The 19,745-nt window shown below is 51.1% G+C and carries 15 protein-coding genes, 1 pseudogene and 1 riboswitch; of the genes and pseudogenes, 11 read left to right on the top strand and 5 right to left on the bottom strand.

Annotated features, from left to right (window positions below; all coding sequences use genetic code 11):
• Positions 1-339 precede the first annotated feature (339 nt).
• The 4 genes from rpe to OYT88_RS15995 all read right to left on the bottom strand — a co-directional run bounded on the left by rpe (position 340) and on the right by OYT88_RS15995 (position 5,315).
• Positions 340-993, bottom strand: coding sequence for a ribulose-phosphate 3-epimerase (gene rpe / locus OYT88_RS16010; RefSeq protein WP_274401346.1), 654 nt, complete (start codon positions 991-993; stop codon positions 340-342).
• A gap of 21 nt (positions 994-1,014) precedes the next feature.
• The gene (gene rpiA, locus OYT88_RS16005) at positions 1,015-1,692 is read right to left on the bottom strand and encodes a ribose-5-phosphate isomerase RpiA (RefSeq protein WP_274401345.1); all 678 of its coding nucleotides are present in this window, start codon (positions 1,690-1,692) and stop codon (positions 1,015-1,017) included.
• Between the two features lie 322 nt (positions 1,693-2,014).
• Positions 2,015-2,764 carry a glycerophosphodiester phosphodiesterase gene (locus OYT88_RS16000; RefSeq protein WP_274401344.1) on the bottom strand — a complete coding sequence of 250 codons (750 nt, stop codon included), beginning with the start codon at positions 2,762-2,764 and terminating at the stop codon, positions 2,015-2,017.
• A gap of 352 nt (positions 2,765-3,116) precedes the next feature.
• A complete protein-coding gene (locus OYT88_RS15995) occupies positions 3,117-5,315 on the bottom strand; it encodes an anthranilate synthase component I (RefSeq protein WP_274401343.1) in 2,199 nt (732 codons plus the stop codon).
• Positions 5,316-6,023: 708 nt separating this feature from the next.
• Between OYT88_RS15995 and kimA the strand changes: the two genes are divergently transcribed.
• The 11 genes from kimA to OYT88_RS15940 all read left to right on the top strand — a co-directional run bounded on the left by kimA (position 6,024) and on the right by OYT88_RS15940 (position 18,506).
• Positions 6,024-7,856 (top strand): potassium transporter KimA, encoded by a 1,833-nt coding sequence (gene kimA / locus OYT88_RS15990; RefSeq protein WP_274401342.1) that lies wholly within the window; start codon positions 6,024-6,026, stop codon positions 7,854-7,856.
• 148 nt (positions 7,857-8,004) lie between these two features.
• Positions 8,005-9,021 carry an efflux RND transporter periplasmic adaptor subunit gene (locus OYT88_RS15985; RefSeq protein ID WP_274401341.1) on the top strand — a complete coding sequence of 339 codons (1,017 nt, stop codon included), beginning with the start codon at positions 8,005-8,007 and terminating at the stop codon, positions 9,019-9,021.
• Positions 9,018-9,707, top strand: a complete 690-nt coding sequence (locus tag OYT88_RS15980) for an ABC transporter ATP-binding protein (RefSeq protein ID WP_274401340.1) — start codon at positions 9,018-9,020, stop codon at positions 9,705-9,707. The genes OYT88_RS15985 and OYT88_RS15980 overlap by 4 nt, the downstream gene beginning before the upstream one ends.
• Positions 9,704-10,867, top strand: a complete 1,164-nt coding sequence (locus OYT88_RS15975) for an ABC transporter permease (protein ID WP_274401339.1) — start codon at positions 9,704-9,706, stop codon at positions 10,865-10,867. Before OYT88_RS15980 ends, OYT88_RS15975 begins: the two co-directional genes overlap by 4 nt.
• 187 nt (positions 10,868-11,054) lie before the next feature.
• A complete protein-coding gene (locus OYT88_RS15970) occupies positions 11,055-11,726 on the top strand; it encodes a response regulator transcription factor (RefSeq protein WP_274401338.1) in 672 nt (223 codons plus the stop codon).
• Between the two features lie 13 nt (positions 11,727-11,739).
• Positions 11,740-13,062 (top strand): sensor histidine kinase, encoded by a 1,323-nt coding sequence (locus OYT88_RS15965; protein WP_274401337.1) that lies wholly within the window; start codon positions 11,740-11,742, stop codon positions 13,060-13,062.
• Positions 13,046-13,579: a peptide-methionine (S)-S-oxide reductase MsrA gene (msrA, locus tag OYT88_RS15960; RefSeq protein WP_274401336.1), complete on the top strand. Its 534-nt coding sequence runs from the start codon at positions 13,046-13,048 to the stop codon at positions 13,577-13,579. The genes OYT88_RS15965 and msrA overlap by 17 nt, the downstream gene beginning before the upstream one ends.
• A 135-nt stretch (positions 13,580-13,714) precedes the next feature.
• A riboswitch (SAM riboswitch) is annotated at positions 13,715-13,830 on the top strand.
• Positions 13,831-13,935: 105 nt separating this feature from the next.
• Positions 13,936-15,057, top strand: coding sequence for a methionine biosynthesis PLP-dependent protein (locus OYT88_RS15955; protein ID WP_274401335.1), 1,122 nt, complete (start codon positions 13,936-13,938; stop codon positions 15,055-15,057).
• The gene (gene metC / locus OYT88_RS15950) at positions 15,050-16,237 is read left to right on the top strand and encodes a cystathionine beta-lyase (protein WP_274401334.1); all 1,188 of its coding nucleotides are present in this window, start codon (positions 15,050-15,052) and stop codon (positions 16,235-16,237) included. The genes OYT88_RS15955 and metC overlap by 8 nt, the downstream gene beginning before the upstream one ends.
• The gene (locus OYT88_RS15945) at positions 16,237-18,120 is read left to right on the top strand and encodes a bifunctional homocysteine S-methyltransferase/methylenetetrahydrofolate reductase (RefSeq protein ID WP_274401333.1); all 1,884 of its coding nucleotides are present in this window, start codon (positions 16,237-16,239) and stop codon (positions 18,118-18,120) included. Before metC ends, OYT88_RS15945 begins: the two co-directional genes overlap by 1 nt.
• 80 nt (positions 18,121-18,200) lie before the next feature.
• Entirely contained in the window at positions 18,201-18,506 is a 306-nt protein-coding gene (locus OYT88_RS15940; RefSeq protein ID WP_274401332.1) for a Dabb family protein, read from the top strand.
• Between the two features lie 1,062 nt (positions 18,507-19,568).
• Here OYT88_RS15940 and OYT88_RS20985 read toward each other — a convergent pair.
• Positions 19,569-19,745, bottom strand: a pseudogene (locus OYT88_RS20985) (IS256 family transposase); the annotation flags it as partial.

Below are 19,745 nucleotides of genomic sequence, written 5' to 3'. Positions count from 1 at the left end.
TGATTCACATTTATTGATCCGGTCCGTTGGATGTCGATTTTTTTGTTGTTGTCGATAACCGGCTTTTCCCGGCGATTTTCACCACAATTTACTGGGATACGCGGCAGGCCGAAGAAAAAGATCGGGTGTTTCCGCTATGTAACGCCTGTCCGTGCCGGACAGCCCTCTTTTTCAGCGAAATAAATCGCCGTTCGCAGAACATTCACAGCTATAGCCGGCAGTTCGTGCCAGCCGATTGTTTTTCGGAGGAATCACCGGTGCTTTTACGCTGAGGCCTGCTGGGTAGCTGGGTTGAGCGGGGATACTCATCTTTTGAAAAATGATTCGGCAAAAATTGTTTTAAGACAGGGCCGACCTGAGTGACTGGATGGCCTGTGCACGGTCCTGTTTTCCGAAAATGAATGATCCGGCGACAAAGACGTCTGCCCCGGCGTCTGCGCACGACTTTGCGTTTTCATGGTTGATTCCGCCGTCAACCTCGATTTCAATTGGCTTTGAGTGACGCGAGATCAGACGGCGTGTCTGTTTGATTTTTTCGATCATACCGGGAATGAACGTCTGTCCGCCGAATCCCGGGTTTACAGTCATGATCAGGATGAGGTCGGCACTGTCCGCCACATAGTCAAGAGCGGATATCGGAGTGGCCGGGTTAAGCACGACACCTGCCCGGGCTCCGCACGCATGAATGAGCTGCAGTACGCGGTGAAGATGAGGGCAGGTCTCCGCATGGACACTGATTATATCGGCCCCGGCTTCGGCGAAAGCCTGAATATAATTTTCCGGATTCGTGATCATCAAATGCACATCGAGCGGCAGGCGGGTATGAGGGCGCAGACTTTTGACGACGTTAGGTCCGAAAGTGATGTTCGGGACGAAATGGCCGTCCATGATGTCGACATGGAGATAGTCTGCCCCTGCCTGTTCGACTTCGGCAACTTCGGCAGCCAGTTTTGAGAAATCGGCGCTTAATATAGAAGGAGCAATTTTTTTCATATTCATCCATCCTCAGAACGATTATTTTTCCTTAACCAGTTTCTCAACACGTCCGTCGGGATAACCGATCAGAGCCTTATCAGTCATGTTGACAAACAGTCCATGCTCAACAATTCCGGTGACATGATCCAGTTCATCTGCGAGTGCCTCCGGATCTTCAATGGAATTCAGATGAAGGTCGAGGATATAATGCTGAGCATCTGTAACAAAAGGCTGTCCGCCGGTTGTCTGACGCAGCTGCGGTCTGTATCCTTTTCCCGCCATGAGCGCTTCGACGTGCTTCCAGCCGAAGGGAACCACTTCAATCGGCAGAGGAAAGGCACCCAGCCGGTCTACCTTTTTTCGGCTGTCGACGATCCAGATACGTTTGTCCGAGGCTTCGGCGACCAGCTTTTCATAAAGCAGCGCGCCGCCGCCGCCTTTAATGCCGTTCAGTGACGGATCGACTTCGTCCGCACCGTCGATCGTCAAATCAATCTGCTTCACATTGTTTAGGGACTGAAGCGGAATCTGCCACTTTTCGGCCAGTTCGGCTGTTTTTTGCGATGTTGTCACGCCGGTGATTGAAAAACCGTCGGCAACTTTTTCGGCCAATGCTTCAAGAAAATAGAAAACGGTTGAGCCTGTTCCGAGTCCGACTGTCATGCCTTCTTCAATTTCATCGATGGCCTTCCGGCCTGCTGCTTTTTTTCCGTCCATAGATCATATCCCCCAATTTCCTGTATATGACCGGCTGATTATAAACAAGCCGGCCGGTTGAAAAATTCCGGAAGTATCCAATGTCTGCGGTTTCACGAGTATAAGAGACAGCGCTCCGCCTTTCCGCGCCGCCGCCGGGCTGCCTGATAAAAAGCCGATACACATTTGGCGTGGAGTTTTGAATAGGTGAGAACACACCTTTTCCATCATAACACTTTTTTTATCAGCGGCGATCTTTTGCCCTGACCGCTTCCAACGATTTCGTGAATAAAAAGGAAGCCGGCACCGATATCATTGCCGGCTTCCTTTGCAGAAAAAATTTTTAAAGCGACTTTTTCATTGATTCGAAACTTTTTCTAAGATCGAGTGCAACTTCAGGATAGTCGGTAATCAAAGCGTCAATGCCCAATTCAAAGGTCTTCTGCATATTTTTCGGCTTGTTGACTGTCCAGGCGCGGACTTTGACGCCGTGTTGCTGAAGCTGCTTTCCGGTGTCGGACAAGGCGGAAGGTTCCCACAAGTGCTGAGCGGATGCGCCGACCTGCTGCGTGTAGCGCCACGGCTCGGCCAGGCGTTCCCAGAGCAGCAGAGCCAGATCTGCGCCCGGATCGATTTTTTTCAGCCGAACAAGCGATTCGTGATTGAAAGATGAATAGACAACGGGCAGATTCGGCCGGTACTGGCCGACCAGGCGGACAACACGCTCTTCGATCGTCGGATAGGTGTTTCTGTCCGTCTTGAATTCTATATTAAGCACTCCCGGAAAATCGGATAATAGTTCCAGAACTTCTTTGAGTGTCGGCACCCGTTCACGCGAATATTTCGGGGAGAACCAGGAACCGGCATCCAGTTCTTTGAGTTCATGCAGTGTGAAATTTTTAATCTGCCCCTTGCCGCCTGTGGTCCGGTTGACTTTTTCGTCGTGCATGACGACAACTTCTCCGTCCTTTGTCAGATGAACATCGAGTTCGATGCCGTCGCTTCCGACCCGCATCGCTTCTTCAAAAGCAGACAGCGTATTTTCAGGACGATTTGCTTTACTGCCGCGATGCGCATAAATGGCAGTTTTCATCGAAACATCCTCCTCCATACATCACAGAAGCCATAAAATAGAATAAATGAGTTCTTCTTCCTTATAATAATATCGGCGCAAGGAGGCTGCATCCGACCGTTTATAAAAGAACAGAGAGACAGTCATTGGATTATTTGCACCCGCGCCGCGGAATCCGTGTTCACCCGCCTTTGTGAAAAGGGACGCAACCTCATGTCATACTGTAACATGAATAGTTATAGAAAACGAGAGGAAGACAGTCATTATTCATCTTTTTTACGAAAAAGATCAAGAGCGTTCATTTTTTCAATAAGATTTAGGCTCTTGTAAATGTATGGAAAGGCAGACGCTGTCTCCGGCGGTATCAAATCGATTATTTTCCGGCAGGCTGCATGGCGATCGAGCGGAGCACATTCTTCAGAATCTTCATGCCGATTTCCCCGCCCATGGTCATAATCGATTCCGGATGGAACTGTACAGCGCTGATCGGCAGACTGCGGTGTTCGACAGCCATAATCACGTGGTCTTCCGTTTCGGCGATGGCATGCAGTTCCGACGGCAGCCGGCTGGCACAGATCGAATGATAGCGCCCCGCCTTAAACCGTCTCGGCACGCCTTGGAACAGAGAAGAGCGTCCGTCATGGATCACGAAAGACGACTTTCCATGTGCCGGGACGTCCAGTTCCTTCAGCTCGCCGCCGAAGTAACGGACAATTCCCTGCAGGCCGAGACAGATCCCGAAAATCGGCAGCCGGCGCTCGAGGCAAAGGCGGATCGTCTCATTCATTTGAAAACGGTCCGGTTCGCCGGGACCGGGCGACAGGACCACGAGATCGGCCGGTTCGCTGCCGTCTTTAATCTGTCTCCGGGCTGCAGGACTGCGGCGGACCGTGACCTCGGCGCCGAGTTTTTGAAAGTAGCCGGATAACGTATGGACAAACGAATCCTCGTGGTCGACGAACAGAATATGAAGATGTTTTCCCGGCTTTCGGCTGTCAGGCTGTTCCCGGTTCAGGTTTTCAGGCAGGCTGTCCGTTTCAAGAGCTTCCATAAGTGCTTCCGCTTTTGTCAGTGTTTCTTCTTCTTCATTTTCCGGAACAGAATCGTAAAGCAGTGTCGCGCCGACACGAATCTGGGCCGTACCTTTTTGTATGTGCAAGCTTCTCAGCATGAGGCCTGTGTTCAGGCTGCCGTTGAACCGGAACCAGCCGATGGCGCCGCCGTACCAGCCCCGCGGCGTCTTTTCGTGTTTCTCGATCCAGTTCATGGCTTCCAGCTTCGGCGCTCCGGTGACGGTGACCGCCCACATATGCGTGATAAATGCATCCAGCGCATCGAAATCCTTTTTTAGCAGCCCCTTAATGTGGTCAACGGTGTGAAATAAATGCGAATAGGTCTCGACCTGGCGTCTGCCGATCACTTTAACGGTCCCCGGCACACAAATCCGCGATTTATCGTTTCTGTCCACATCGGTGCACATCGTCAGTTCAGATTCCTCCTTCTCCGACCCGAGCAGCGTCTTGATTTGTTCGGCATCCTCAATGACCGAACCGCGGCGCCGGATGGTACCGGAAATGGGGCAGGTTTCCACGGTGGCTCCGTCGACCCTGACATACATCTCCGGGGAACAGCCGACCAGAAATTCTTCTTCGTTTAAATGGATGAGGAAACCGTACGGGCTTGGATTGATTTCCTGAAGCCGGCGGAAAACAGCCGACGGCCGGCTTTTGCAAGGACGGGACAGCACGCGGCTGGGGACGACTTCAAACAGATCGCCCTTTTTAAAAGCCGTTTTTGCCTGGCGGACCATCTCGGCATAGTCGCCGCTTCTGTCGGCAAAAGCGGCGGGCGCGCGGTTATCGCCGTCTGAATCGAAGGAGAAACGTCTCCCGCTGCGGGCCAGCCCATCAGTCGTCCTTTTTTTGTAGCTGAATTCGTAGGAAAGCTTGTAGGCCTCTTTTTTTTCACGGTCCGCCACAAAGAGTTCATCCGGAAGATACAGTTGCAGGTCGTTTTGTTTCGCTTCTCTTTTTTTGTACATCGGCAGGTGCTCAAATTGATGGATCAGATCAAATCCGAAAGCCCCGTACAGTCCGAGAAAACCGTCGTCAATCTGAAAGAGCCGTCGAAACTGCCTCAGTAAGGTAAAAACAGAAGGGCGCCGTGTCCGGTCTTCTTCCTTAATCCGATCATCGCTGTCTGTCCGGATGGTTCCGGATAATTCTGTGTCGCTGTTTTTTGCAAAAGCTAATGACGGATGGGCTAAACATTCGTTTAAATAGGCCAGGATCACTTTTCCGCGTTCATTCAATGCACGGATATGAAAAGCGTTCCCTTTCGCCGTAAGTTCCAATGGGGGATTGATAAAGCCGATATCCCATCGGGAATAACGGCCGGGGAATTTATAAGTGCTGGAGAAAAATGCGCCCTTGTGATCGTCGAGCCGATTCAGCAAGGACGAAACAGATTTGTCTGCCGGACAGGAGAGACGGCCGCGGGTGATGCGCAGGCCTTCGTCTGTCGTATAGAAGGCAGCCCCGCGTGCAGCGTTGGCATCGGATGAAAGACTCAATAAAAAAACCTCCCGTATAAATAAATTATACAGAAGAGCAATTCTGATTCGAAATCGAAAAATGAGCGTTTTCTGCTGAAACCCTCATCAATCTTTTAAACTTTTCTTTTCTCAGGCTCTGCTCTTCTTTGCTCTTCTCAACTTGACTGAACTGACTTCATCATACAGGGAAAATAAAAAAAATTCAATCAGTAGAGTCGGAGATGGAGGCGGCAACACTTGCAGCCGATCGGCCGTCCGCTCCCGACGCCGCTCCGTCTTTCACCGGGGAAATGTCCGCGGCAGGTGGAAGGAAAAAGATTCTCCTCTGAGATCGTCGCGCCGGGAGGCGGTTCCGGTTCTGCTCCATTGCCCGGCACGATCAAAGTAAAAAACTTACAGGTGATGAAAATGCTGTCGTATGCTGGAAATTCCCCGGGAAATTTTGCGGGAAAAGAAAGCGCTGCGCCGCTTTCATAAAAACTATTGCAACTTTTAAATCATTAGCATACAATCAGAATGCATGAAAAGGCATGACTATTGATCCTATTAACTTTCAGGAGCAAGTGAAAAGATTTTTTGATTCTCAAATACATATACATACAAAAAATGACAGGCTTTCGGGCGAAATCGGAAATTTTCCGCTTTGAGCCTTTTCTTTTTGGACTTCAGCCGTCCGGAAGCAATCATCGGTTCATGTCTATCAGAATGTATGAAGGTGATGATGTAATGTTTGCGAAAATGAAAAGAATACTGATTGGCCGGCCGCTCAAATCAAATGAAATCCACAGTCAGAAGCTGAATAAACTGAAGGCTCTGGCTGTTTTATCGTCCGATGCGCTCTCATCGGTTGCTTACGGGCCTGAGCAGATTCTGATTGTGCTCGTCATGGCGGGCGCTGCCGCGTTATGGTATGCGCTGCCGATTTCACTTGGAGTGCTCGTCCTTCTGACTGCGCTGATCCTGTCCTATCGCCAGATTATTTTTGCCTATCCTCAGGGCGGCGGAGCGTATATGGTATCAAAGGAAAATCTTGGCGTGAATTTCGGTCTGATAGCCGGGGGATCGCTGCTGGTCGATTATGTTCTGACGGTCGCCGTCAGTGTTTCAGCGGGGACGGATGCGATCACTTCCGCATTCCCGGCGCTCCGGGCCTATAACGTAACGGTCGCTGTTGCGATTGTTGTGATGATTACGATTCTGAACCTGCGCGGATTGACCGATTCGGCCACTCTGCTTTCTTATCCCGTCTACTTCTTTGTCATGATGATGGTTCTTGTTATTGGCGCAGGCATTTTCGGCGCTCTGACCGGGCATACGGCGCCGGTTCATCCCCACACGGCCATCGGCACACCGGTTGCGGGAGTCGGTCTCTTTCTGCTGCTGCGCGCCTTTTCATCCGGATGTTCTGCATTGACCGGTGTTGAAGCGATTTCAAATGCCATCCCGGGTTTCAAGGATCCTGCTCCGAAAAATGCTGCGAAAACATTACTGATGATGGGCGGAATACTGGCTTCCCTTCTCGCGGGGACGGTTTTTCTGTCTTATTGGTACGGCATCCGGCCGATGAGCGACCAAACCGTACTGTCCCAGCTTGGAAGGATTATTTTCGGCAGCAGCTTTTTCTATTATCTGATTCAGATATCGACAGCACTTATTTTGGTTCTTGCAGCCAATACGGGATATTCTGCTTTTCCTATGCTTGCTTATAACCTGGCCAACGATAAGTACATGCCTCGTCCGTTTAAAATCAGGGGCGACCGTCTCGGTTACTCGAACGGCATTATCACGCTCGGGGTCATGTCGATTCTGCTCATTATCATTTTCAGAGGGAAAACTGAAAATCTGATTCCGCTTTATGCAGTCGGTGTCTTTATTCCGTTTTCGCTTTCTCAGACGGGGATGATTGTGCACTGGATCCGTGAACGGCCCGAGGGCTGGACGGGCAGGTTGTCCGTCAATCTGACAGGCGCCCTGATCTGCTACCTGATCCTGCTCATTTTTTTTCTGACCAAGTTTAGTCAAATCTGGCCTGTGTTAATCTTTCTGCCTATCGTCATCTTCATTTTTCATAAGATACATCAGCATTATATGCTGGTCGCCGAACAGCTCCGCCTGGATCTGTCGGTTCCGCTTCGGTCGGTACGCACGACGGATAACATCATTGTCGTTCCGGTTGCGGGAATAACCAAAGTTGTCGAACAATCGCTGACCTATGCAAAGTCGCTGTCCGAAAACGTGATTGCCGTCTATGTCGGGGACAGTCCGCAGGCTATTTCAAAGATGGAAAAAGAGTGGAAAGAATGGAAAGCGGATATTCGTCTGGTAACTCTGCATTCACTTTATCGAAGTATCGTCAGTCCGCTTGATAAATTTATCGACACGGTAAAATGGAAAGCGGATCAGACGGGTGCAACGGTGACGGTTGTTTTTCCTCAGTTCTATACCAAGAAATGGTGGCAGAATTTCCTTCATAACCAGTCCGGAACGCTGATTAAAGCAAGTCTGATCCGCCATGCGGATGTGGTCGTCGCCACTGTTCCCTACCATTTTAAAAAATAATCGACCGGTCGCTTCAGACAAACCGCTTGCTGTGACGGCAAGCGGTTATTTTCTTTTGGCCTCATTAAGCAATTCTTAAGAAAATACTCCTAAACTAGCAACAGAAGATTTTTCAATCATTTGATATAAATGAGGGGGAACAGCAGGCATGAAGAAGGGCTGGCTGATTGTCATTGCAGTGATTATTGTCGTCGGAGGGGGAGCATTCTGGTTCCTGAACAGGAACAGCACGGCCAAGGCACAGGTGATTATCCCGACGACGGTCGTTCAGAAAGGTTCGATTTCATCAGATGTTACAGGATCGGGGGATTTAACGCCTGCGGTCGATGAGAACATCGTGATCGGTTCGGGCGATGCCTCTAAAACGGTGTCTTCTGTGAATGTCGCGAACAACGCAACGGTCAAAAAAGGAACTGCGCTGATCACTTACACCGACGGCACGACGCTGACCGCACCTGCTGACGGAACCATCTCCAATCTGAGCCTGTATGCCGGAGACCGGGTTAGTCCGGGAAGGGCTGCTGCTCATCTGACGAATTACAGCGACCTGAATATGGTTGCCCAGATCGATGAGCTGGATATTCCGAAACTAAAGGACGGACAAGCCGTGACAGTGACCGTCAACGCCTACCCGAATCAGAAATTCACAGGGACAGTCACATCGATTGCCAACGCCGGAACGGATACGAATGGCGTGGCGACCTTTAATGTAACGATCCATATGAATCAGTCATCGGGACTGAAAGCGGGAATGACGGCAACGGCGGACGTAGTTATTCAGAAAAAAAACAACACGCTCTATATTTCTTCAGGAGCGGTCCATCAGCAGGGAGGCCAGTCCTTTGTTTATGTATCGTCGTCATCTTCCGGCGGCAGCACTTCCGCCGGTTCATACGGCGGCCGCATGAGCGGTGTCGATCATCAGCTCGGCACGCGGGTGAATGTTACAACGGGTCTGCATAATGATCAGTCGATTGAAATCCTGTCGGGACTGCGGGCAGGCGAGGTTGTGCAGCTTCCGGCAATTACCAGAGCGACGTCTGCCTCCACGACTACGACAGGAACAGGCGGACAGCTGTTCGGAGGCACAAACGGCGGCGGTTTCCGCAGCAGATTAAATGGCGGACAGGGGAACGGCAGTACCGGAGGAGGCAATCAGCAATGACCGAGACGATGATCTCCTTGAAAGAAATCGAGAAAACATACAAAATGGGGCAAAATACAGTTCATGCTTTGGACCATGTCAGTCTGTCGATTGAAGCGGGAGATTTTGTCTCTGTAGTCGGTCCTTCCGGGTCGGGGAAATCGACATTGATGAATACGATCGGCTGCCTCGATCATCCGGATTCCGGTGAATACGTACTTGACGGGAATCATGTCGACAGCCTGAAAGACTGGCAGCTGGCGGATATCCGCAACCGGAAAATCGGATTCATTTTTCAAAATTTCAATCTGCTCGGTAAACTGACTGCACTGGAAAATGTCGAACTGCCGTTGATCTATCGCGGAATAAAAGTGAAAGAAAGAAAAGAACGGGCCATGGCCAGCCTCGCGCAGGTCGGCATTAAAGAGCGCGCGGAACACCTTCCCAATCAGCTTTCGGGAGGCCAGCAGCAGCGCACTGCTATCGCCCGGGCGCTGGTCGGGCAGCCGTCCATTCTTCTGGCGGACGAGCCGACCGGTGCACTCGACAGCCGGACGAGCAAAGAAATTATCGATCTTCTGACGGCACTGAATGAAGAGGGACGCACCATTGTTTTAATCACGCATGATTTGCATGTTGCGAGGGAAGCAAAACGGACGGTCAGCATCCGCGACGGCAAACTGTATGAAGGTGAGCAAACTTTATGAATCTACTCACTTCAATCAGTATGGCGTTCCGTAATATACGCGCGAACAAAACCCGATCCTTTCTGACGATGCTGGGCATTATCATCGGCGTGTCGTCGGTCATCGTCCTCGTTTCCATCGGGCAGGGGTCAAGCAAGTCCGTAGCCGACAGTGTTAACAGTCTGGGAACCAATCTCATTACGGTGAACATCATGAATACGGATACGCCTTTTACCATGGATAATATCGGGCAGATTGAAAAAGTTTACGGTGTGAAGAGTGTTTCTCCCGTCCTGACGGGCCGTGTGACGGTACAAAAAGGGAGTACGTCGACTCAGGTCAGTCTGACGGGAACAAACGCCGGTTATTTGACAACCCGCCAGCTTTCGGTAGGCAGCGGACGTTTTATTTCAACACTTGACGATCAATATCGTCAAAAAGAGATTGTTCTCGGCAGCGAGGTTGCCCAGACATTATTCGCAAGCGGGTCGCCCGTCAATCAAAGCGTGCTGATTAACGGCAATCGTTATAACGTGATCGGCGTTCTGAATACGAAGGGCGGATCGATGGGACAGAGCAGCGATTCCTCGGTGTTCATTCCGTTTTCAACGGCGCAAAGGCTGCTGCAGACCACCCATATCACGCAGTTTTACGCCCAGGCCGACAATCAGCAGGATGTTAATATAGCGATGTCGGGGATTCAGAGAGCCATGGGGCAGGTTTACAGCAATTCGGATGATTATACAGTCATTAATCAGCAGGACATCATGAATACGATGGATTCCGTCACGCAGACGATGACCCTGCTCCTTGGAGGCATTGCCGGTATTTCGCTGCTTGTCGGCGGCATCGGCATCATGAACATTATGTTTGTATCCGTCACGGAGCGGACGAGGGAAATCGGCATTCGAAAAGCCATCGGTGCTAAAAGACGGGATATTCTTCTCCAGTTTCTGATCGAATCCACTGTTCTCAGCATGATCGGAGGGCTGTGCGGCGTGGCCGTCGGGCTTCTCGCAGGCCGGATCTACACAGCTGTAACCGGCGGACAGACGGTATTCTCGATAGCGATTATTCTGTTTGCCTTCCTGTTTTCAGCACTTATCGGCATTATTTTCGGCGTTTTTCCGGCGAACAAGGCGTCGAGATTAAGCCCGATCGAGGCCCTCCGTTTTGAATAAAAACAAAAAGAGAATCATGAGATTTTCAACACTGTTAAAACAGGGTGACAATGTGTAAAATAAGTAGTGACTTCAGGAGAGATGACGCGGTCAGGACCCCGTTTCAATGGGGGTGCCCGGAAGAAGAAAATCAACATTTTTTTGAAAAGGCACGCGGTCATCAGGCTTGGAAGGAAGGCTGAATGAGATGAGACTGCTTGCGGTTGAGGATAATCTGTCGCTGCTTGAAGAGATTGTAAAACTTCTGTCGGATGAATACACGGTCGATTCGGCGGCAAATGGCGAAGACGCGCTGTACATGGCGGAACAGAATATATACGATGCTCTGGTTCTCGACGTCATGCTGCCCGAGATGGACGGTTTTGAAGTAACTAAACGGCTGCGTGACGAGAATATCATGACACCGGTCGTTTTTTTGACGGCCAGGGATGCCGTGGATGACCGCGTAAAAGGCCTGAATCTGGGCGGAGACGACTATATCGTCAAACCTTTTCAGAATCAGGAACTGAAAGCGAGGCTATCCGCCGTGCTTCGCCGGAGTTCGCCCATGACGCTGGATCAGACATTGTGCTATAAGGGCATTGTGATCGACGAAAAGCATAAACAGATAAAAGTTGACGGAGAAGTGCTGGCCTTTACGGTCAAGCAATATGAACTCTTAGAGTACCTGATTCGCAATGCCGACCAGATCCTGACACGCGAGCAAATCTTCGACAGAATCTGGGGCTTTGATTCGGAAACGACGGTCGGCATCGTTGAAGTTTATGTCCATCAGCTTCGTAAAAAACTGAAAAAATACGGTTATGACAAGGATATCCAAACGGTAAGAGGTATTGGGTATATGCTGTCGGATCAGTGAGCGGGCCCAGCCTATGTTCCGACAAACACTGATTAAACTGGCCGCTCTGAATTCGCTCATTTTATTTTGTCTGATCAGTCTGCTCGGAGGAACCATCTATATCTATGAGCGGACTGTGCTGTATCAGGGAAGCGATGAAATTTTGACCCATGCTTCCGGTGCGCTTGCTTCGTTCAACGGCGGTGCTCTGGTTACGCGTGATCCGAGATTGCGCGATCCGAGATTAAGTTTTGCCATTCTTAATCAGAATAATGAGGTTCTCTTCTCCGATAAAATGGATTCGTTGACGACAGATACGATGAAATCGTTTTTGACGAAAACGACGGATCAAATTGTTGAAAAAAGGGTAGCCGGCTATTATTTTCATGTCCTGGTCAACAAAATTTATGCGAATAAGACAACATTAACTGTTTATTTTATCATCAACGTCGATCCGGAACGCAATCTGCTGAATACACTGCTGTCCATTATTTGGGCCGGTCTGGGATTCGGAACCCTGCTTTCGGTCGTGCTCGGCTATGTTCTTGCACGGTGGGCGCTGCGGCCGATTCAAAATGCGTGGGATAAACAGAACCGGTTTGTCGCCGATGCTTCCCACGAATTGCGTACGCCTCTTTCCATTATCCAATTAAAGACGGAAGGGCTGCTCAGGCAGCCGAAGCGCTCTATTCAGGATACAGGCGAGGATATTGCTGTCATGCTTGACGAAATTCGGCGGCTGTCTAAGCTGGTCGGCAGTCTTCTGACGCTTGCGCGTTCCGATGCCAACCGTCTGGAAGTGAGCCTTGGACCGCTGGATTTGACGCTCATGCTGAAAAAGGTGACGGAACCGTTTGCCGAAATGGCTGATTTTGATGAGAAGACTTTTGAACTGAAGCTTGACAAGAAGCCGGTTATCATTAACGGCGATGAGCAGCGTATTCATCAGCTGCTTGTCATTCTATTGGACAATGCGATGAAATTTACGAATAAGGGCGGGAAGATTGCCGTCTCCTGCAGCCAGGATAATAAAACGGCGACGCTTAGCGTGTCGGACAGCGGAATTGGCATTTCCGAAAAAGATCTGCCTCATATTTTCGATCGATTTTTTCAGGCGGATGCTTCGCGGACGGATCGAAAAGGCACCGGGCTCGGACTGGCGATCGCTCAATGGATCGTTGAGAAGCATCGCGGCAGGATTGAGGCCGACAGCAGGCCGGGCAAGGGCACCGTTTTTACCGTACATCTGCCTCTTATAAAAAAGGAAGATAAGGTTCCGCAGCTGCTGAGAGCGGGAGAAAAAAGACGGAACAGCAATAAAAACGGGAAGGGGAAAGCCAATGAACAATCATCCTGAAGAAACGGCAACTTTTGCCGGCGGCTGCTTTTGGTGCATGGTCAAGCCGTTTGATACACTGCCGGGCATAGAAAAAGTTGTCTCCGGGTATACGGGAGGGCAGGTTGAGCATCCGACCTATGAACGGGTCAAATCGGGGACGACCGGCCACATGGAGGCCATTCAGGTTACCTTCGATCCGACTGTCTTTCCTTATGAGAAACTGCTTGATCTCTATTGGACGCAAATCGATCCGACCGATGCCGGCGGACAGTTTTTCGATCGCGGTTCCAATTATCGGACCGCCATTTTTTATCATAATGACGTGCAGAAAAAACTGGCACAGCAATCAAAGTCGGCGCTTGCTTCCAGCGGCCGTTTTACAAAGCCGATCGTGACGCGCATTCTTCCGGCCGCACCCTTCTATCCGGCCGAAGAGGAGCATCAGAAATTTTACAAAAAGCATCCGGACCGTTATGCGGCGGAGCGGAGCGAATCGGGCCGCGATGCTTTTATCAAAGAAAATTGGAACCGGTAAAAAATCTTTGTTTTCCCCGCAGGTGCGGCTCTTTTTCGAACAATAGCCTGCCTTCTTTCCGAAATAATGAAAAGGCCGCTTGAAAAAACAAAAAGAGTATTGTAAACTAGTCAACAACAATATCATAATAAAAGATTCTTATCAAGAGAAGCCGAGGGACTGGCCCGATGACGTTTCAGCAACCGTTGCCCGATGTGGCGACAAGGTGCTAATTCCAGCAAGCATATGCTTAGATGCTTGAGGGATAAGAAGAAAACTGCCAACCGGCCTTCTTCTTATCGAAGAAGGCTTTTTTTACGGAAATTTCAGGGCCGGCCAGGGCTTTTGGTCAAGAAAAGGAGAGGGGACGAATCACGATGACAGCTTACAAAACGGAGACAAAATTGACACAGATCGGCAACGGTTTTGATGAACTGGGCGCCGTCAACGCGCCTATTTATCTGTCAACTGCATATCGCCATGAAGGGATCGGCGTTTCAAAAGGGTACGACTATATCCGGACGGGGAACCCGACCCGATCGATTCTTGAGAAAGCGATCGCCTCGATTGAAGGCGGAGAAGAAGGCTTTGCCTGTAGTTCCGGCATGAGCGCGATTCAGCTGGTTTTTTCACTTTTCCAGTCGGGAGACCACATTATTGCCTCCAGAGATCTATACGGCGGAACATACCGCCTCTTCGAAATCTTCGCCAGACAATACCGCATTGAATTCACCTATTGGGACGGCACAGACTATGATGAACTGGCTTCTCTTGTAAAACCGCAGACGAAAGCCATCTTTATTGAAACGCCGACCAATCCCCTGATGCGGGAAGTGGATATATCCGAGGTTTCCTACATTGCCAAGAGAAGTCATCTGCTGCTGATTGTTGACAATACATTTTACACGCCCGTGCTTCAGAAACCGATTGAAGAAGGAGCCGATCTGGTCATTCACAGTGCAACCAAATATTTGGGCGGGCACAATGACGTGCTGGCCGGCCTGGTTGTTTCCAACTCCGCCAAGATTACCGAAAAGCTGAGGCTGTTCCATAATGCCTGCGGCCTTGTACTCGATCCCTTCGATTCGTGGCTGCTGATCCGCGGAATGAAAACTCTGGCACTGAGAATGAGGCAGCATGAAACGAATGCCAGGAGGATTGTCGATTACCTGAACAATCAGCTGCTTGTGACCCGGGTTCTTTATCCCGGCAGGGGCGGAATGGTCAGCTTCGAACTCAGCAAAGAAGCCTATGTCCAGCCTTTTCTCAAGGCACTGCACCTGATCACCTTTGCCGAAAGCCTCGGCGGTGTAGAAAGCCTGATCACTTATCCCGCCACACAGACACACGCGGACATTCCGGAAGCCGACCGTCTCAAGTACGGATTGTCCAACTCGCTGCTGCGCCTGTCGGCCGGAATCGAACATCCCGATGATCTGGTCGACGATCTCGATCAGGCTTTTCAGTCCTTGAAGAAGGATGTGGTGCTGCATGGCTGACACATTCGGTTTTGCCACAAGGCTGATTAAAGAAACGGTGGCAGTCGATCCGCAGACCGGGGCGGCCAATGTTCCTATTTATTTGTCGTCTACCTTTCATCAGAAAGATTTTGATCATTATGGAAAATATGACTACAGCCGTTCGGGCAATCCGACACGGGAGGCATTGGAAGAAGCAATAGCCGCACTGGAAGGGGGCGTGCGGGGGTTTGCCTTCGCATCCGGTATGGCAGCCATTTCTTCGGCTTTTCTGCTTCTCTCTGCGGGAGACCATGCAGTCGTCCCGAAAAATGTGTACGGGGGAACGTTCCGCATTCTTACCCAGGTACTGGGCAGACTGGGGATCAGCCATACGTTTGTCGATACAACCGACCTCGAAGAAGTCAAACGGGCGATCCGGCCGAATACGAAAGTTATCTATGTTGAGACACCGTCCAATCCGACACTCAGAGTGACGGATATCCGGGCGATTTCCGAAATAGCAAGGGCGCACGGATGTCTTACCTTTGTGGATAATACCTTTATGACGCCCGTTTTCCAGCGCCCTCTGGAACTGGGTGCGGATCTCGTTCTGCACAGTGCGACCAAGTTTATTTCCGGGCACAGCGATGTTGTTGCGGGTCTGGCAGTTGCGGGCAGCGACGAACTTGCCGACAGACTGTATTTTTTACAAAATGCGATGGGTGCCATTCTCGGCGTCCAGGATTCATGGCTCTTGCTTCGGGGGCTGAAGACAATGGATGTCCGCATTCGCAAATCCGCACAGTCGGCGCGGATGATTGCCGAATTTCTACAGACACGGCCGGAAGTGCGCACGGTCTATTATCCCGGCCTGTCCGGCCATCCGGGCGCGGCACTGCAGGCCCGGCAGGCGGATTCCGGGGGTGCCGTCCTGTCTTTTGAACTGAAGGATGAAGCCTGTGCGCGGACATTTGTCGGTCATGCCAGCCTGCCGGTCTTTGCGGTCAGCCTCGGCGCCGTCGAGTCGATTTTATCCTATCCGCCGAAAATGTCACATGCGGAATTGTCCGAGGAGGAACGGATTAAAGCGGGAATCGGCAGCGGCCTGCTCCGGCTGTCGGTAGGACTGGAAGACGCCGAAGATCTGATCCGTGATTTTCAGGGCGCTCTCGGAGCGGTCCGGGAGAAAGAAAAACGGACAGTCAGGAGCGGAGAATGATGCGCCCGTCCATTCTTGATGAACTTCGGGAAAGAATTCTGATCGGCGACGGAGCCATGGGAACACTTTTATACTCTTACGGCATTGACCGATGTTTTGAGGAACTCAATGTATCCCATGAGGATGAGGTCAGGCACGTTCATGAAGCCTATGTCAATGCCGGTGCGGACGTTATTCAGACCAACACATACGGTGCAAACGCGATCAAGCTCGCCCGCTACGGACTGGAAAAGGAGGTCGTCCGTTTCAATCAGGCGGCCGCGGAAATCGCCAAAAGCGCGGCCCGGCCCGAGACCTATGTCTTCGGGACAATCGGCGGTATCCGCGGATTCCGGCAGCAGTCTCTGGAACTGAGCGAAATCACGCGGAGTTTCCAGGAGCAGGCGGACTGTCTGATTGAAAGCGGCGTGGACGGCCTGCTGCTTGAAACCTATTATGATTTCGATGAGCTGCGGGAGGTGCTGAAGCTTGCAAGAAAGGCGACGGATCGGCCGATCATTGCTCACGTATCCATGCAGGAACCCGGTATTCTGCTTAACGGCCTGCCTCTTTCCGACGCGCTGAAAGAGCTGGAGGCGCTCGGTGCGGACATCGTCGGAACCAATTGCCGCCTCGGCCCCTTCCACATGATACAGGCGCTCCGGGGGGTCCCGCTTCCGAAGCGGGCCTTCCTTTCCGCCTATCCGAACGGCAGTCTTCCCGCCTATCGGGACGGCAAATTGTATTATGAAACCGAACCGGCTTATTTCAGAAAGTATGCGGTCGACTTCCGCAATGAAGGTGTGCGGCTTCTCGGCGGCTGCTGCGGTACGACCCCGGTACAGATTGAAGCTTTTAAAAAAGGAATCGCCGAACTGGAGCCGCTTCAGGCCAAAAAAGTATCAAAGAAAATCCCGCCGATCGTTGTCGGCCGGGATGACAGCCATCCTGAAACGCCGCTTTATGAAAAGACCGCAAACGGCCGTTCGGTATTTGTCGAGCTTGATACGCCGCGGCATCTGAGTACGGCACATTTTTTCAGGGGGGTCCGGGCCATCGAGAAGGCCGGAGCCGATGCGATTACGATGGCGGATAATTCGCTTGCCTCGCCGCGGATCAGCAATACGGCTATCGCTCGTCTGATTAAAGAACGGTTTTCCATTCCGCCTCTCGTCCATCTGACATGCCGCGACCGCAACCTGATCGGCATCCAGTCTCACCTGATGGGGCTGGACGTGCTTGGTCTGCATGACTTGCTGGTGGTCACCGGCGATCCGACAAAAATCGGCGATTTCCCGGGGGCCACGTCGGTTTATGATCTTTCATCCATGCAGTTGATTGAGCTGGTCAAGAAATTTAACCGCGGCATTTCTTATTCCGGAAAAAACCTGAAACGCCCCGCCCACTTTCGCGTAGCCGCTGCTTTCAATCCGAACGTCCGCAATCTTGATCGCGCCGTACAGCGAATGCAGCGAAAGGCAGCATGCGGGGCGGACTATTTTATCTCCCAGCCGGTATTCGACAGACAGCGCATCATCGAAGTCAGCGAAGCGACTGCGGACGTGGCCGAACCGCTTTATATCGGCATCATGCCGCTGACCTCATCCCGCAATGCGGAGTTCCTGCATAATGAGGTGCCGGGCATTCGGCTGCCCGCCGATGTCCGCAGGCGGATGGCACAGGCAAAAGATCGGGAAGAATCGATTCAGGCGGGGCTGGAAATCGCAAAAGAACTGATCGATACCGCCATGAAACATTTTAAGGGCATTTATCTGATTACGCCGATGGGCCATTATGGCGCAACGGTTGAACTGATCAAATACATTAAGGAAAAGGAACGTCTTTTCAACCATGCGGCCGCCGTCCGGAAAGCGGCCGGCCATCCCTTTAAAACGGCGCCGTGAACTATTTTTGTTGCCGGCGTCCCGGTACGATGTGATAAAATGAACGGGACGGATCTATCTTATGAAAAGAGGTTCTGAAGATGATCGAACACATTGTTTTGTTTAAATTTTCCGATGAAATAACAGAAGAGCAAAAAGAGGAGGGAGCGCGGCGCCTCCGTCATCTGATCCATGAGCTGCCCGGAATTCTCGATATTCAGGCCGGTCAGAATTATTCAACACGCGGCAAGGGCTACTCGATGGCACTGACAGTCCGTTTCAGATCAAAGGCCGATCATGAACACTACACACCGTCACCGGAGCATCAGGCCATTGTTTCTTACCTTAAAGAAGCAGGACTGATCGATACATTGGCCGTTGATTTTGAGATTCCCGATCCGGAATGACACCCTGCGAAAATTAATACTGAAGCCGTCTGAATGATGCAGAATACAGCTCCCATTCAGACTTTTTTGTGTCCGCAGCTTGTCCGCGCACTCTTTTTAAATGTCAGACGGTGCCAACGACGAATAGGTGCAGCTTATAAAGGTTTAAAGACAAAGTGATGTCGTGCGGCAGCGCCAGCTGGTGTATAAATGGCAGGATTGAAGTGAAAATATGGAACGGATAGGCTTTTTTAGCCATGCTGATTCAGCCGGGTTCAACTGGATTTTCGGAGCGGCAATCCGCCGATTGGGAGCGAGTTTTCACGATTTTGGAGCGAGATTAGCCTGATTGGGAGCGAGATATGGGCGATTGGGAGCAAGTAACGCCTCATTCGGTGCAACTGCAAAGTTTCGGAGCGGCAATCCGCTGATTGGGAGCGAGTTTTCGAGATTTCGGAGCGAGATATGGGCGATTGGGAGCAAGTAACGCCTCATTCGGTGCAACTGCAAAGTTTCGGAGCGGCAATCCGCTGATTGGGAGCGAGTTTTCGAGATTTCGGAGCGAGATATGGGCGATTAGGAGCGGGTTTTCACGATTTCGGAGCAAGTTTAGCCTGATTGGGAGCGAGATATGGGCGATTGGGAGCAAGTAATGCCTCATTCGGTGCAACTGCAAAGTTTTGGAGCGGCAATCCGCTGATTGGGAGCGAGTTTTCGAGATTTCGGAGCGAGATATGGGCGATTGGGAGCAAGTAACGCCTCATTCGGTGCAACTGCAAAGTTTTGGAGCGACAATCCGCTGATTGGGAGCGAGTTTTCACGATTTTGGAGCGAGTTTAGCCTGATTGGGAGCGAAATATGGGCGATTCGGAGCAAGTGATGCCTCATTCGGTGCAACTGCAAAGTTTTGGAGCGGCAATCCGCTGATTGGGAGCGAGTTTTCACGATTTCGGAGCGAGATTAGCCTGATTGGGAGCAAGATATGGGCGATTGGGAGCAAGTAACGCCTCATTCGGTGCAACTGCAAAGTTTCGGGGTCAAGTCCTAATTTGTGTGTAAATTATCTCAGCTGGATGAGCCTCATCATGAACGGATACTGGCTACCTTGGCGGTTGCTGTTGCAGCGTGCTGCCGCTGTTTCTTTTTCCAGTCCCAGTAAAGGCCCATATTCAGGTAGCGGCGCTCCTCCGACCAGGTTTCATTCCGCTCCATGAGCAGGGCTCCCATTAATCGGAGAAGGGACGCGCGATTTGGGAAGAT

Origin of the sequence: Sporolactobacillus sp. CQH2019, from assembly GCF_028765345.1 — a bacterium.
GTDB lineage: Bacteria > Bacillota > Bacilli > Bacillales > Sporolactobacillaceae > Sporolactobacillus.
The sequence above is the reverse complement of the archived record's forward strand: the minus strand, read 5'-3'. Positions and strand labels throughout refer to the sequence as shown.

Bases quoted from the DNA above. Each gene is read 5' to 3' on its own strand.
- rpe (WP_274401346.1), bottom strand. From the start codon at position 993: ATGAAAAAAATTGCTCCTTCTATATTAAGCGCCGATTTCTCAAAACTG.
- rpiA (WP_274401345.1), bottom strand. From the start codon at position 1,692: ATGGACGGAAAAAAAGCAGCAGGCCGGAAGGCCATCGATGAAATTGAA.
- OYT88_RS16000 (WP_274401344.1), bottom strand. From the start codon at position 2,764: ATGAAAACTGCCATTTATGCGCATCGCGGCAGTAAAGCAAATCGTCCT.
- kimA (WP_274401342.1), top strand. From the start codon at position 6,024: ATGTTTGCGAAAATGAAAAGAATACTGATTGGCCGGCCGCTCAAATCA.
- OYT88_RS15985 (WP_274401341.1), top strand. From the start codon at position 8,005: ATGAAGAAGGGCTGGCTGATTGTCATTGCAGTGATTATTGTCGTCGGA.
- OYT88_RS15980 (WP_274401340.1), top strand. From the start codon at position 9,018: ATGACCGAGACGATGATCTCCTTGAAAGAAATCGAGAAAACATACAAA.
- OYT88_RS15975 (WP_274401339.1), top strand. From the start codon at position 9,704: ATGAATCTACTCACTTCAATCAGTATGGCGTTCCGTAATATACGCGCG.
- OYT88_RS15970 (WP_274401338.1), top strand. From the start codon at position 11,055: ATGAGACTGCTTGCGGTTGAGGATAATCTGTCGCTGCTTGAAGAGATT.
- OYT88_RS15965 (WP_274401337.1), top strand. From the start codon at position 11,740: ATGTTCCGACAAACACTGATTAAACTGGCCGCTCTGAATTCGCTCATT.
- msrA (WP_274401336.1), top strand. From the start codon at position 13,046: ATGAACAATCATCCTGAAGAAACGGCAACTTTTGCCGGCGGCTGCTTT.
- OYT88_RS15955 (WP_274401335.1), top strand. From the start codon at position 13,936: ATGACAGCTTACAAAACGGAGACAAAATTGACACAGATCGGCAACGGT.
- metC (WP_274401334.1), top strand. From the start codon at position 15,050: ATGGCTGACACATTCGGTTTTGCCACAAGGCTGATTAAAGAAACGGTG.
- OYT88_RS15945 (WP_274401333.1), top strand. From the start codon at position 16,237: ATGCGCCCGTCCATTCTTGATGAACTTCGGGAAAGAATTCTGATCGGC.
- OYT88_RS15940 (WP_274401332.1), top strand. From the start codon at position 18,201: ATGATCGAACACATTGTTTTGTTTAAATTTTCCGATGAAATAACAGAA.